A 13,310-nucleotide genomic window follows, 5' to 3' on the forward strand; every position below is an offset into this window, starting at 1 on the left:
TGGCATCAGGCGGCAACTCAGGTGGGCATGATCGACGACGCCGCCCGGCTGTTGGCACGTACCGTGACGAGGCTGTGGCGATCACTGCCCTTGGTTGGCGAATTATTCGGTGACTCAACGGAATTCAGCCTCGACGGGCGGGTGGTGTTCATCACCGGTGCCGCTCGCGGGTTGGGCGCCGAGATTTCGCGCCAGGCCCATGCCCGCGGTACGCATGTGGCGCTGGTGGGCCGTCGGCTGTCGCCGCTGCAGGAGCTGGCTGACGAACTCGGCTCGCGTGCCGCTGCGTTCGAGGCCGACGTGACCGACGTGGAGGCGTTGCGCGCGGCGGCCGACGGCGCGGTCGCAGAGTTCGGCGGCATCGACGTGGTGGTGGCCAACGCCGGCATCGCGCCGCCCTCAGAGCCGGTGGCGACCATCGACCCGTCGGCATTCGAGCGCACGGTCGAGGTCGACCTGCTGGGCCAGTGGCGAACCGCGCGGGCCACCGTCGACGCGCTGATGCAGCGGCGCGGGCACATCATGTTCGTCGGCTCTATCTATGCGTTCTTCAACGGCGTGCTGGCAGCGCCGTACGCGATGAGCAAGGCCGGCGTCGAGCAGCTCAGCAGGGCGTTGCGCGTCGAACTCGCGCCATACGGGGTGACATCGGGGATCGCCTACCTCGGGTTCATCGACACCGATCTGGCGGCCGACGTGTTCTCCCACGACAAGGCAGCAAGGGTGCGGCAGGCGTTTCCCGGCTTCCTGTCGCGCCCGATCCCGGTCAGCGACGCCGCCGCTGTGGTGCTCGACGGAATCGAACGGCGCGCGGCCTCGGTCGCCGCGCCGTCCTGGGTCGCGCCGCTGCTGGCGATGCGCCCGGTGACGACCGCGGTGATGGACGATGTGCTGTTGCACAATCGCGACGTCGCGGCTGCTGTCGACGGACGATGACGAATCTGCTGGCGAGCGGACTCGAGCTGTCGTTGACCGAGTTGGGGGACGCGCGGCGCTAGCCTTTCGCCATGAGCCGATTCAGCTCCGAGGTCTACGCCCGCCGCCTGCACGGCGCCGCCAACGCCGCCGCGGCGGCCGGATTGGCGGGGCTGATCGTCACCCCGGGTTATGACCTGCGCTATCTCGTCGGGTCGCGGGCGCAGACCTTCGAGCGGCTCACCGCGCTGGTGCTGCCCGCCACCGGCGCGCCGACCGTGGTGGTGCCGCGGCTCGAGCTGGCGTCGCTGAGAGAGTCCGCGATCGCCGAACTCGGCCTGCCGGTCCGGGATTGGGTCGACGGCGAGGATCCGTACTCGCTGGTGGTCGATGCACTCGGCGCTGCGAAGACAGCGACCGCGGTCACTGAATCCATGCCTGCCTTGCACTTGCTGCCCCTGGCCAGATTGCTCGGGGTCACACCGGTGCTGGCCACCGACGTGCTACGCCAGCTGCGGATGATCAAGGACCACAGTGAGATCGACGCTCTGCGGCAGGCCGGTGCGGCGATCGACCGCGTGCACGCGCGGGTACCGGAGTTCCTGGCGCCGGGGCGCACCGAGGCCGACGTTGCCGCCGATATTTCGAAAGCGATTGTGGCCGAAGGACATTCGGAGGTAGCGTTCGTCATCGTCGGCTCCGGCCCGCACGGTGCTGATCCTCACCACGAATGCTCGGACCGGGTGTTGCAGGCCGGCGACATCGTGGTCGTCGACATCGGCGGCGCCTACGAACCGGGCTACCACTCCGACTCCACCCGCACCTACAGCCTCGGTGAGCCCGACCCGGAAGTGGCGCAACGTTATTCGGTACTGCAACGCGCGCAGCAGGCGGCTGTCGCCGCGGTGCGCCCGGGCGTCACCGCCGAACAAGTGGACGCCGTCGCTCGCGGGGTGCTGGCGCAGGCCGGGCTGGGGGAGGCGTTCGTGCACCGCACCGGACACGGCATCGGGCTGTCGGTACACGAGGAGCCCTACATCGTGGCCGGCAACCGCTTACCGCTACGGGCGGGGATGGCGTTTTCGGTCGAGCCCGGTATCTACTTCCCGGGGCGGTGGGGCGCGCGCATCGAGGACATCGTGATCGTGACGTCCTACGGCGCAGAGCCGGTGAACCACCGACCGCACGAGCTCGCTGTCGTGCCCGTATAGCACTACCCGCTGGAGCGGTCCAGCAGGTTCGACGAGCCCAGCACCCGCTCCACCTGTACTTCGATGACCACCCGCTTGGGGTTCTCGCGCGGGGTGCGGTAGCGCTGCGCGTACCGCAGCTCGGCGTCGCGGACCGCGTCGGCGTCGGTATTGACCTTGGCCCGGCCCTCCAACGACAACCACCGTGCGCCGTCGACCTGACTCAGCACCGCGATGCCGCCACGCTCGGCGTTGACCGCTTTCTGGGATCCACCTGACGTGATGACCCGGGCGATGTGCGTCTTGGGATCGAATGTGAAACCGACGGCAACGACATGCGGCGAATTGTCGGCGCGCAGTGTGGTCAGCATGGCCAGATGGCGCTCGCTGAGAAAGGCCAGCGCGTCGGCGTTCAATCGCGTGGTCGACGAGTTTGCCATCGCAGACCACGCTAGCGCAGGCGATAGTCTCCACGCGTGGGCGACACGGACCTGGTGGTGATCTTCGGCGGCCGCAGCGAGATCGGCACCGAGCTCGCCGTGCGGCTCGCGCCCGGCGCAACCGTGGTGCTGGCCGCCCGCGGCCCGCAGCGCCTGCGCGAGCAGTGCGACGCACTGACCGCCGCCGGCGCCGAAGCGGTGCATACTGTCGAGTTCGACGCCGACGACCTCGACAGCCACGGTCGGGTGGTGGAATCCCTTGTCGCCGAGCACGGTACGATCGGCACCGCGGTGCTGGCGTTCGGCATTCTCGGCGACCAGCAGCGTGCGGAACGCGACGCCTCGCATGCGGTGGCGATCGTGCACACCGATTACGTCGCGCAGGTCAGCCTGCTGACGCATCTGGCCAACGCGATGCGTGCGGCCGGTCGAGGTCGGCTGGTGGTGTTCTCCTCGGTGGCGGGCGTGCGGGTGCGTCGAGCCAACTACGTCTACGGGTCGGCCAAGGCGGGACTCGACGGGTTCACCTCAGGGCTGGCCGACGCGCTGTTCGGTTCAGGGGTGCACGTGCTGGTGGTGCGGCCCGGCTTCGTGATCGGCCGGATGACGCAGGGCATGACGCCGGCGCCGTTCTCCAGTACACCGCAGCAGGTGGCCGCCGCGACGGTGCGGGCGCTGGCGAAGGGCCGCGGCGAGGTCTGGGTGCCGTGGGTGCTACGGCCGGTGTTCTTCGGGATGCGGCTGCTGCCGCGGTGGGTGTGGCGGAGAATGCCGAGGTGATCGTCGTCGTCGGCATCGGCGCGGACGGCATGGCCGGCCTGTCAGAGGCCGCCCGGGGCGAGCTTCGCCGTGCCCACACGATCTACGGGTCGCGGCGTCAACTCGACCTGCTCGACACGTCCGTCACGGCGCAGCTGCGGCACTGGCCGTCCCCGATGCTGCCGGCGCTGCGGGCATTGCCCGCCGACGTGCATGTGCTGGCCAGCGGCGACCCGATGTTGCACGGCGTCGGCGGCACACTGATGCGGCTCTTCGGTCCTGAGCGGGTGAAGGTGCTGCCGCACGTGTCCAGCGCAGCGCTCGCCTGTTCCCGAATGGGTTGGACCGCGCACGACACGGAGGTGATCAGCCTTGTGACCGCCGAGCCGCACACCGCGGTACGCCGCGGTGGTCGCGCGGTCGTGCTGTCGCGCGACAGGACCACACCGTTCGAGCTGGCGGCGCGGCTCGACGCCTGCGGCCGCGGGGACTCGGTGTTCACGGTGCTCGAGCAGCTGGGCGGTCCCGCGGAACGCCGCCGCGACAGCACCGCCCGGGACTGGGCGGCCGACCACCCCCAAGACGTGGACGACCTCAATGTCGTTGCCATTCAATATCTTCCGGACGAGCGAATTTCGCCCTTGTCCGACGACGTCTTCGCTCACGACGGCCAGATCACTAAACAGACGATCCGGGCGCTCACGCTGGCGGCGCTGGCGGCGCGGCCGGGGGAGCGGTTGTGGGACGTCGGCGCCGGTTCGGGAAGCATCGCGGTCGAGTGGTCGCTGCGCTGGCCCGACTGCACCGCGGTCGCTTTCGAGCGCGACGAGCGGCGCCGCAGGTTCGTCGAGCTCAACGCGATCGGCAGTGGCGTCGACGTCCAGGTCCGCGGCGCTGCGCCGGACGCGTTCGACGGTGCCGCCGACCCGTCAGCGATCTTCATCGGCGGCGGGCTGACCCGCTCGGGAATGGTGGAGGCCTGCTTCGAGCGACTCCTCAGCGGCGGCCGGCTGGTTACCAACGCAGTCACTGTCGAGTCCGAAGCTGTTGTGCTGCACTGGTATTCGAAGTTTGGCGGCGAGCTGCGGCGGTTTCAGCACTACGCTGGCGAGCCGCTGGGAAGATTCACCGGGTGGCGACCGGCGATGCCGATCACGCAATGGGTGGTGACGAAGAGGTGACCGTCTATTTCATCGGCGCAGGTCCGGGCGCGGCGGATCTGATCACCGTGCGGGGCCTGCGGCTGCTCCAGCGCTGCTCGGTGTGCCTGTACGCCGGGTCGATCATGCCCGACGACCTGCTGGCGCAGTGCCCACCGGGCGCCCGCGTGGTGGACACCGGTCCGCTGAACCTCGACCAGATCGTCGACGAACTCGCGGCGGCCGACGCCGCGGGCCACGACGTCGCCCGCCTGCACTCCGGCGACCCCTCTCTCTACAGCGCGGTGGCCGAACAGTGTCGCCGGCTCGATGCGCTCGCCATCGACTACGAGATCGTGCCCGGGGTACCGGCGTTCGCGGCCGCCGCGGCCGCCCTGCGCCGGGAGCTGACGGTCCCCGGCGTCGCGCAGACTGTCACGCTGACCCGGGTGGCCACGCTGTCGACGGCGATGCCGCCCGGGGAGGACCTGGCAAGTCTGTCGGGCCGGGGGACGCTCGTGCTGCATCTGGCCGCCGCGCAGATAGACACCGTGGTGCAGCAGCTGATAGCCGGTGGCTACCGACGCGAAACACCTTGTGCCGTAGTAGCTTTCGCGAGCTGGCCGCAACAGCAGACGCTGCACGGCACACTCGGCGGGATCAGCGAGATGATGCACGCCGCGGGCGTCACCCGCACGGCGGTGATCGTCGTCGGGGACGTGCTCGCCGCCGAAGGTTTCACCGACAGCTATCTCTACTCGCCGGCGCGGCGGCGCACCGGGAGGCACTGATGCGGGTGCTGTTGCTCGGCGGCACGGCGGAGGCGCGGGCGCTTGCCCAGCGGCTGCATCCCGACGTCGATGTGATCAGCTCGCTGGCTGGGCGGGTGCCCGACCCGGCGCTGCCTGCCGGCGAAGTGCGCATCGGCGGGTTCGGTGGGGCCGAGGCGATGCGGCAGTGGCTGCTGGAGAACCGGATCGACGCGGTCGTCGACGCCACTCACCCGTTCGCCGCCACGATGACCGCGCGGACTGCCGACGTGTGTGCCGGTCTGGGCCTGCCGCATCTGATTCTGTCCCGGCCGCCGTGGGATTGCAGCGGTGCGATATCGGTGGCGTCGGCGGCCGAAGCGGCTGGAGTTATTGAGCGCGAACGGTATTCACGTGTGTTCCTCACCAGTGGCCGCTCCACCATTGCGGCGTTCGCGGATTCGACTGCGTGGTTTTTGATCCGCGTCGTCGTTGCACCGCGTCCGGATGCGCTGCCCATGCGCCACCACCTGTTGTTGTCTCGCGGGCCGTACCACTGCGACGACGAACTCGCACTGATGCGCGAGCACCGCATCCACGCCCTCGTCACCAAGAACAGCGGCGGTGACCACACGCGCGCCAAACTAGATGCCGCGGCCGCTCTCTACATTCCTGTTCTGATGATCGACCGGCCAGCGCTTCCTGCGGGAGTGCCTGCCGTCGGCACCGTCGACGAGGCGCTCACCTGGCTGCGCAACATCAGACCGGCACGCTGCTAGCGCGGGCCCGCCCCTTGCCCGGCGCCGTTGTCGGAGGAATCGGTCAGGTCCTGTTCGCTCGGTGCACCGGAGGGGGCCGGAGCCTCCGGTGCGCATGACACCGAGTTGTCGCCCAGGGTCGTGTCGGTGGTGCAATCGGACCCCGGAGCTGCTTGGCCGACCCCGATGCCGCCGGTACCCGTAACGACGCCCGGCGCCGCGACCGCAGCGCCCGCGATCGCAAGGGCTGCAGCAACTCGGCGTGCTGTGAGACGACTGGATGACATGTCACACCCCCGGTGGGTCCTGCTGGTGAAAAGCCCAGCAGATGCGAGTACCCGATTTCGGGCACTCACATCACCGGCTCAGGCACGGCGTGACGTGTGCATCGCACGATTGCCGCCGCTGCGTTTGGCGGCGTACATCGCCGAGTCCGCTGTCGCGATCAGCTGATCGACGCATGCACCGGTGATTGGGTATCGCAAGGTGCGCAGATCGACGCAGGCGGCACCGATGCTTGCGGTGATCCGGTGCGGAAGCGCTGCAATGGCGGCGCAGAGGTCGGCGGCAACCTCGGTCGCCGCCGGGGTGGAGCTTCTGATCGCGATCAGGAATTCTTCGCCGCCGGCCCGGCAGACCGTGGCGTCGGATGGACTGTGGCGGCGAAGCGTATCGGCGACGCACACCAGAGTGCGGTCGCCCGCAACGTGGCCATGGCTGTCGTTGATGCGCTTGAAGTTGTCGATGTCGACCATCAGCATGGTCAGGTAACCGTCCGACATCGTGCGGCGAGCCGACTCGCGAGTGAGCGTGCCGATGAATCCACGGCGGTTCAGCAGGCCGGTGAGGGGGTCTTGTTCGCAGCGCGTGGCGAACCGGCCCATCGCATTGATCGCACCCCGGATGGCCAGAGGCACCGAAAAGTTCAGGAACCAAATCACCCACAGCGCGCACGCCGCTGTCGCGAAGCCGGAGTCACGGGACAGCCGCCACGCGGCGACCAGGCCGACGCAGACGGCCACCGCGAAGTTGAGCGTCAACACCTTCGTGCCGTGGAAGAACGCGATGTAGCTGCCAGTGACCGCCAGGGCCGTACAGGCCAACGCCCCCATAGCGGGTTTGCACTGCAGCAGGCTCAGCAGGGCGACCCAGAATATGCTGAGGATGACGAAGGTCGCCGACTGTCGGCGCGTCGGCCACCGGGTCAGCCAAAACGCCGTCCGGACCGCGATGTACGCGAGCGCCAAACCCCCGAAGATGAGCAAGGTCGGATTCTTGCGCGCCCAGCCGACCATGAGGCTGAGCGCCACCAACGCCGCCGACGAGTTCACGACGGCCATGACTTTCTGCGCGGCCCGCAGCAATCCCCGCTCTCGAAGGAACTGCGTGACCCAGTCGAATTGAGTGGCCTGACCCGAGGCCACTGTCGCCGGTGCGCTCGCCCACCGACGAATCATCGATGGCCCGCTCTCAACCGAATCAGATCGACGGCTTGGGTCCATCAGTCCAGCGCGGTCCTTCACCAGGCAGCTGACGGACCCCTTGGCCACGTAGGTCATGGTCCATCGCGCCTCACTCAGACAGGGCTACACCGCTGCATACCATCGAGGTAGCCAACATATTCAGTGGCTTCCGCGCCGGTCAAGACAACAATCACATGAGCGCCCCGGCTTGGACCGCGCAATGATGTCACCCGTACGCGTCAGGCTGGGTAGCGGCGCGGGGTGAACACCCGATCCCCGGAATCGCTTGAGTACCACTGGGTTTGGGACGAACCGACGATGAGCATGCAGCGCATGTCGACACACGCGGGGTCGAGGTCGGCCAACTGCACCACACGCACGTCTTCGTGCGGTCCCGACACGTCGCGCCCGATCACCACCGGTGTGCCCGGATCGCGGTAGCCCAACAGCAGATCCCGCATCGCAGCTACCTGCCAGGTGCGGCTTTTCGACGCCGGGTTGTAGATCGCCAGCACCAAGTCGGCTTGCGCGGCCGCGATCAGCCGGGCTTCGATCACCTCCCACGGCTTGAGCCGGTCCGACAGCGACAGCACCGCATAGTCGTGTCCCAGCGGCGCGCCGACACGGCAGGCGACTGCCTGTGCGGCGGTCATCGCCGGAATCACCCGCACCTTCACACCCGGCCACTGCTTGGCCTCCTCGAGCACCGCGGTCGCCATCGCGAACACGCCCGGATCGCCGGACGACACCACCGCAACCGCGCGGCCCTGCTCGGCAAGCGTGCAGGCCAGCCGGGCTCGGGCGGGCTCGTCGGTGTTGTCGCTGGGATGGCGGCGCTGCCCCTGCCGTTCGGGCAGCCGGTCCAGGTACGGGCCGTAGCCGATCACGTCGGTGGCCGCCGCCAATTCGCGCCGGCTTTGCGGCGTCATCCACTCCGGCGCCCCGGGTCCGAGCCCCACCACGGCGACTCCGCCCACCGCGGATCGGCGCGCACCACCGGGCACCATGGCCAGCGAGAAGTACGGCACCGACGCGCCGTCGACCTCCGCGGCCGGCAACACCCGCTCCGCACCGGTGCTGGCCCGCTCGACGTAATACGCGTCGTCAAGTCGGCCGGCAAGCGAAAGTGCTTCTCGCACAGCGGGATAGGAGCGTCCCAGCTTCAGCACCACGGCCGCGTCGGCGTCGGCCAGATACCGGGCCAGCTCGGCGGTCGGCAGTGTCCCGGGGAGCACGGACAACACCTCGTCGCCGGCCACCAGCGGCGTCGCGGTCGCAGCAGACGCCGCGCTCACCGACGTCACGCCCGGCACGATCACCGCGTCGAAGCGCTCGGTGAGCCGGGTGTGCATGTGCATGTAGGAGCTGTAGAACAGCGGATCACCCTCGGCCAGCAGCGCAACATCCCGCCCGGCGTCCAAATGTGCCGCGATCTTCTCGGCGCATTCGGCGTAGAAGTCCTCGATCGCGCCGGCATAGCCGCGCGGGTGGTCGACGGTCTCGGTGGTCACCGGGTAGACCAGATGCTCTTCGATCTGCCCGGCCCGCAGGTACGGTTCGGCGATGCCGCGCGCGATGCTTCGCCCGTGGCGCGCGCTGTGGTACGCCACCACGTCGGCCGCGCCGATGACGCGGGCGGCCTTGACAGTGACGAGCTCCGGGTCGCCCGGGCCCAGCCCGACACCGAACAATGTGCCGCGGCGGGTCACGCCGGCCCGCCCGCCAAGGCGTTGACTGCGGCGGCGGCCATCGCGCTGCCGCCCCGCCGGCCCGTCACCACCAGATAGGCGATGCCACGGGGGCGGGCGATCAGTTCGTCCTTGCACTGCGCCGACCCGACGAATCCGACCGGCCCGCCGAGCACGGCCGCCGGTGCCGGCGCGCCGTCGTCGACCAGTTCCAGCAACCGGAACAGCGCTGTCGGCGCGTTGCCGACGGCCACCACCGCCCCGCCCAGCCGATCGGCCCAGAGTTCGACTGCGGCGGCCGAGCGGGTGGTGTGCAGTCGGGCGGCCAGGCCGGCGGCGCGGGGATCGGCCACCAGTGAGACCACCTCGTTGCCGTGCTTGAGCCGCGTCACGCCCGCGGCCACCATCGACGAGTCGCACAGCACTGGCGCGCCGGCGGCCAGCGCCGCGCGGGCGCGGGCGGTGACGTCGTCGGTGAAGGCGATGTGCTCCGCCAGATCGACCTGACCGCAGGTGTGAATCATCCGGACGACAACGTTCGCGACGTCGTCGGGGAACCGCGACAAATCGGCTTCGGCACGGATCGTCGCGAACGACTGCCGGTAGATCTCGGCGGGGTCGCGGATGTAGTCGAGCACGCCGCTCACCCTACGAAGGCAGGCGCCGGTATCCGTCACCGGTGGCCACCCAGACGTCGTCGCCAGGGCGGCTGCCGCACGCCCGCTCGCAGCCGACGTAGCGGCGATGACCGCCGAACCCGTCGGCGACCAGCCGAGCCGCGTCGGCGCGCACGTCGGCGCGCGAGTGCTCGCATCCCGGGCTGCCTGTGCAGGCGCTGACCGACAGCCACGGCGAGTTCGCGTCGAATACCAGGCCCATCGGCGCCAGCACCCGCAGCGCGGTGTCGGCGACGTGCTCGGAGAGGTCGAACACCAGCACCGACCGCCACGGGGTGACGACCATCGGCGACTCGATTGCGGCGAGAAATTCGGCGACGCATGCTTGCAGGACCCCCAACGGCACTGCCGCGCCCAACGCGACCCGGCCGTCGCGCTGCGGCAGCCAGCCGACCGGGGGCTCAGCGGCGGTCGGCCATGCCACTGCCGCGTGGGCCGACCTCCGGAATCCGGCAACCAGCGGTGCTACATCATCCAATTCGCTTATGCGCCAAGCCTTCTGACGCAGTGTGGCGAACCGGGTCGCCACCGTCACCAGCGTCGTCACCACCTCGGAGAACGGGAGCCGCACCCCGGTGTCGCGTCCGGCGAGCAGCAGCGCCACCGCATCGTCGTCGACCACATGGGCGCCGACGTCCGCGCACAGCCCTGACACGTCGCCACGGCCGTCGTCGATGCTGAACAAGAACCGGCCGCCCACCGAAGCCAGCGACGGCTCGGCCATGATCGCCTCGTCGAGCTCGGCAACCCAACTCCGCACATCAGGGTGATCGCCCACGCGCCCCGACAGCGGCGACGCGACGATGTTGCGCACCTTCTCATGGGTGGCCGACGGCAGCAGGCCGGCCGCGGCCGCCGCCTGCGCGACGGCCGCTTCGTCGGTGATGGCCCGGATCTGAATGTTGCCGCGCGAGGTCAGCTCCATCGCCGGCGACGCGACGTCGGCGGCCACCCGTGCAAGTGCCTGCAGCTGCGCCGAGGAGACCATTCCGCCCGGCAGCCGGATGCGGGCCAGCGCGCCGTCCGCCGCGTGGTGCACCGACAGCGCGCCGGGGCAGGCGTCGACGTCACGGGTGCGCATCCGTCCACCGTAAGCGACCCGGACGTGCCACGATGGGTCATGATGCCCGGTATCGATAGGGCGACGGGGCGCGTGGTCGCGTTGATCACGCTGGTGGTCTTCGCCGGCGTCGCGCTGCGCGGGCGGTTGCCGGGCCAAGCGGCCCGCACGCAGGAGCAGCACACCGACAACCCGGCGGCCATGGTCGCGGTGATCGCGCTGCTCGCGGTCGCCGTCGCGATCATCACGCTGGCGATCGTCACCGTGCTTCGCAATCCCCGCGCCGAGGCGCCGACCTCCAAACAGCTGCCTCGGCGCCGCAGCGGCGAGCGGTGGCGGCCCACCCGGCGCATTCTGCTGATCGGGCTGGCCGTGTTGGTGGCATGGCTGGCCGTCGTCATCGTGCTGCTGCGCCTCGACATCCGGCTGGAGACACCGTCGGTGACGTCGGCTCCGACCAGCAGCGCGTCCGGCGCCACCCCCACACCAACCCCGCCCCCCGCGCCGCCCGCCCAGCCGGCAGAGCAGAGCGGCCTGTTCTGGTACCTGTTCGCCACGACGATGGTCATGCTGGCGTTGTGGGGCATCGGCGCCGTGATCACGCTGCGCCGGCACCGCCGCGGCCCTGTGCCGCCGCTGCCGCTCGACGACGCCGCCGCAGAGGCGGCGCCTGCGGCGTCGGAGCCGCAATCGCTGGCGCTGGCCGCCGAACGCGGTTTGGCCGCGATGGGCGACCTGCGCCGCGAACCCCGCGAGGCGATCATCGCGTGCTACGCGGCGATGGAGCAGGCGTTGGCGAACGCCCCCGGCGTGGTGCCGCAAGAGTCGGACACCCCTTCCGAAGTGCTGGCCCGGGCAGTCGAGCACCATGCCGTTCACCCCGGCGCCGCGACAGATCTGGTCGACTTGTTCGCCGAGGCACGGTTCAGTCCGCACGTCATGACGGAGGAGCATCGCGAAACCGCCGTGCGGGCACTGGAATTGGTGCTCGCCGAGCTCAGGAGCGCGGTATGACGAAGGTGGCGCTGATCGGACTGGGACTGGTGCTGGCCACGGAGGTACTGGCGTTGACGATGGTCGAACACCGCTGGGTGCCGTGGATCGCCGGCGGGGTCGCGGCGCTGGTGCTGGTGGAAGCGCGTCGGCTGCTTGTGCGGGTTCCCGCCACCGAGACGCCTGAGCGTGAGCAGGACGGGCCCGCAGAGTCGATGCGGCGCTGGATCGCCCGCACCGAATCGATGATCCGGTGGGCCGACTCCAGCCGTGCGGACTGGGACCGGCATCTAAGGCCAAGGCTGGCAAGGGAATTCATGCTCGCCACCGGGCAGCGGGCGACCAAGGACCCGGCGGCCATGCAGGCTACCGGCCGGATGCTGTTCGGTGACGAACTCTGGCAGTGGGTCGATCCCAGCAACGTCGCGCTTAATGAGCGCCACACACCTGGTCCAGGCCGCAGCGCGCTCAACGACATCCTGGAGCGATTGGAACGAGTATGACGATGCCGGCGACGGTGACCACCGCCCACGCCGAGGCGGTGCTCGACGAGATCGAACGCGTGGTCGTCGGCAAGCGTGCCGCGCTCACCTTGATCCTGACCACCGTGCTCGCCGGCGGGCACGTCCTGATCGAAGACCTTCCCGGACTGGGCAAGACGCTGATTGCACGCTCGTTCGCCTCAGCGCTGGGCCTGAACTTCACCCGCGTCCAATTCACCCCGGACCTGCTTCCGGCGGACCTGCTGGGCTCGACGGTTTACGACATGCAGTCGGGCCGGTTCGAATTCCGCCGTGGCCCGATCTTCACCAACCTGCTCTTGGCCGACGAGATCAACCGCACGCCACCGAAGACCCAAGCCGCGCTGCTGGAGGCCATGGCCGAGGAGCAGGTCAGCATCGACGGTGAGACGCACCGGCTGCCATTACCTTTCATCGTTCTGGCCACCGACAACCCGATCGAGTACGAAGGCACCTACCCGCTGCCGGAAGCCCAGCTCGACCGCTTCGCGATCAAGCTGGAATTGAAGTACCTGTCCCAGCGCGACGAAACCGCGATGCTGCGGCGCAGGCTCGACAGAGGGTCGGCGCAACCGGCGGTCAACCAGGTCGTCGACGCCAACGACGTCCTCGCGATGCGGGAGACGGTGGAGCAGGTGACCGTCCACGACGACATCCTGCACTATGTGGTGTCGCTGGCCGCGGCCACGCGAAGCCATCCGCAGGTCGCCGTGGGCGCCAGCCCGCGCGCTGAGCTCGACCTGGTCCAGCTGGCCCGCGCACGCGCTCTGCTGTGTGGCCGTGACTATGTGATCCCCGAGGACGTCAAAACCCTTGCGGTGCCGGCTATCTCGCATCGGATCAGCTTACGGCCGGAGATGTGGGTCCGCAGCGTCCACGGCTCCGACGTGGTGGAACAACTGCTGGCGCGGCTGCCGGTGCCCCGGGCGCACGGTCGACGTGACTGACATCGCCGCGG

General features: G+C 69.5%; 14 protein-coding genes. 9 read left to right on the forward strand and 5 right to left on the reverse strand.

Features of this window, described 5'->3' with window-relative positions:
* Positions 1 to 27 precede the first annotated feature (27 nt).
* Positions 28 to 936, forward strand: coding sequence for an SDR family oxidoreductase (locus tag AC5Y4C_RS18630; protein WP_499964481.1), 909 nt, complete (start codon positions 28 to 30; stop codon positions 934 to 936).
* A 71-nt stretch (positions 937 to 1,007) separates the two neighbouring features.
* Positions 1,008 to 2,126, forward strand: a complete 1,119-nt coding sequence (locus AC5Y4C_RS18635) for a M24 family metallopeptidase (RefSeq protein WP_499908137.1) — start codon at positions 1,008 to 1,010, stop codon at positions 2,124 to 2,126.
* Between the two features lie 2 nt (positions 2,127 to 2,128).
* Here AC5Y4C_RS18635 and AC5Y4C_RS18640 read toward each other — a convergent pair whose 3' ends face one another.
* Positions 2,129 to 2,545: a F420-dependent biliverdin reductase gene (locus tag AC5Y4C_RS18640; protein WP_499964479.1), complete on the reverse strand. Its 417-nt coding sequence runs from the start codon at positions 2,543 to 2,545 to the stop codon at positions 2,129 to 2,131.
* A gap of 36 nt (positions 2,546 to 2,581) precedes the next feature.
* Here AC5Y4C_RS18640 and dprE2 point away from each other — a divergent pair, with 36 nt between their 5' ends.
* From dprE2 to AC5Y4C_RS18660, 4 genes are read left to right on the forward strand one after another with little or no spacing between them, the layout of a single operon-like run.
* Positions 2,582 to 3,325 (forward strand): decaprenylphospho-beta-D-erythro-pentofuranosid-2-ulose 2-reductase, encoded by a 744-nt coding sequence (dprE2, locus tag AC5Y4C_RS18645; RefSeq protein WP_499964477.1) that lies wholly within the window; start codon positions 2,582 to 2,584, stop codon positions 3,323 to 3,325.
* On the forward strand, positions 3,322 to 4,485 hold the full coding sequence (gene cbiE, locus AC5Y4C_RS18650; RefSeq protein WP_499964547.1) for a precorrin-6y C5,15-methyltransferase (decarboxylating) subunit CbiE: 1,164 nt from the start codon (positions 3,322 to 3,324) through the stop codon (positions 4,483 to 4,485). The genes dprE2 and cbiE overlap by 4 nt, the downstream gene beginning before the upstream one ends.
* Positions 4,482 to 5,234, forward strand: a complete 753-nt coding sequence (cobM, locus tag AC5Y4C_RS18655; RefSeq protein WP_499964545.1) for a precorrin-4 C(11)-methyltransferase — start codon at positions 4,482 to 4,484, stop codon at positions 5,232 to 5,234. The genes cbiE and cobM overlap by 4 nt, the downstream gene beginning before the upstream one ends.
* Positions 5,234 to 5,971 carry a cobalt-precorrin-6A reductase gene (locus tag AC5Y4C_RS18660; protein ID WP_499964475.1) on the forward strand — a complete coding sequence of 246 codons (738 nt, stop codon included), beginning with the start codon at positions 5,234 to 5,236 and terminating at the stop codon, positions 5,969 to 5,971. The genes cobM and AC5Y4C_RS18660 overlap by 1 nt, the downstream gene beginning before the upstream one ends.
* A gap of 344 nt (positions 5,972 to 6,315) precedes the next feature.
* Here AC5Y4C_RS18660 and AC5Y4C_RS18665 read toward each other — a convergent pair whose 3' ends face one another.
* The 4 genes from AC5Y4C_RS18665 to cobG form a co-directional block, all read right to left on the reverse strand.
* On the reverse strand, positions 6,316 to 7,407 hold the full coding sequence (locus AC5Y4C_RS18665; protein ID WP_499964473.1) for a GGDEF domain-containing protein: 1,092 nt from the start codon (positions 7,405 to 7,407) through the stop codon (positions 6,316 to 6,318).
* A gap of 245 nt (positions 7,408 to 7,652) precedes the next feature.
* Positions 7,653 to 9,122 carry a precorrin-2 C(20)-methyltransferase gene (locus tag AC5Y4C_RS18670; RefSeq protein WP_499964472.1) on the reverse strand — a complete coding sequence of 490 codons (1,470 nt, stop codon included), beginning with the start codon at positions 9,120 to 9,122 and terminating at the stop codon, positions 7,653 to 7,655.
* Positions 9,119 to 9,739 carry a precorrin-8X methylmutase gene (locus AC5Y4C_RS18675; protein ID WP_499949291.1) on the reverse strand — a complete coding sequence of 207 codons (621 nt, stop codon included), beginning with the start codon at positions 9,737 to 9,739 and terminating at the stop codon, positions 9,119 to 9,121. The genes AC5Y4C_RS18670 and AC5Y4C_RS18675 overlap by 4 nt, the downstream gene beginning before the upstream one ends.
* Before the next feature lie 10 nt (positions 9,740 to 9,749).
* A complete protein-coding gene (gene cobG / locus AC5Y4C_RS18680; RefSeq protein ID WP_499964470.1) occupies positions 9,750 to 10,859 on the reverse strand; it encodes a precorrin-3B synthase in 1,110 nt (369 codons plus the stop codon).
* Between the two features lie 42 nt (positions 10,860 to 10,901).
* On the opposite strand from cobG, the gene AC5Y4C_RS18685 reads away from it, so the two are divergent.
* The 3 genes from AC5Y4C_RS18685 to AC5Y4C_RS18695 are packed head-to-tail and all read left to right on the forward strand — an operon-like array spanning position 10,902 to position 13,299.
* The gene (locus AC5Y4C_RS18685) at positions 10,902 to 11,852 is read left to right on the forward strand and encodes a DUF4129 domain-containing protein (RefSeq protein WP_499964469.1); all 951 of its coding nucleotides are present in this window, start codon (positions 10,902 to 10,904) and stop codon (positions 11,850 to 11,852) included.
* The gene (locus AC5Y4C_RS18690) at positions 11,849 to 12,334 is read left to right on the forward strand and encodes a hypothetical protein (protein WP_499908146.1); all 486 of its coding nucleotides are present in this window, start codon (positions 11,849 to 11,851) and stop codon (positions 12,332 to 12,334) included. The genes AC5Y4C_RS18685 and AC5Y4C_RS18690 overlap by 4 nt, the downstream gene beginning before the upstream one ends.
* The gene (locus AC5Y4C_RS18695; protein ID WP_499908147.1) at positions 12,331 to 13,299 is read left to right on the forward strand and encodes an AAA family ATPase; all 969 of its coding nucleotides are present in this window, start codon (positions 12,331 to 12,333) and stop codon (positions 13,297 to 13,299) included. Before AC5Y4C_RS18690 ends, AC5Y4C_RS18695 begins: the two co-directional genes overlap by 4 nt.
* Positions 13,300 to 13,310 lie beyond the last annotated feature (11 nt).

It is taken from the genome of Mycobacterium sp. NGS35 (assembly GCF_059812855.1).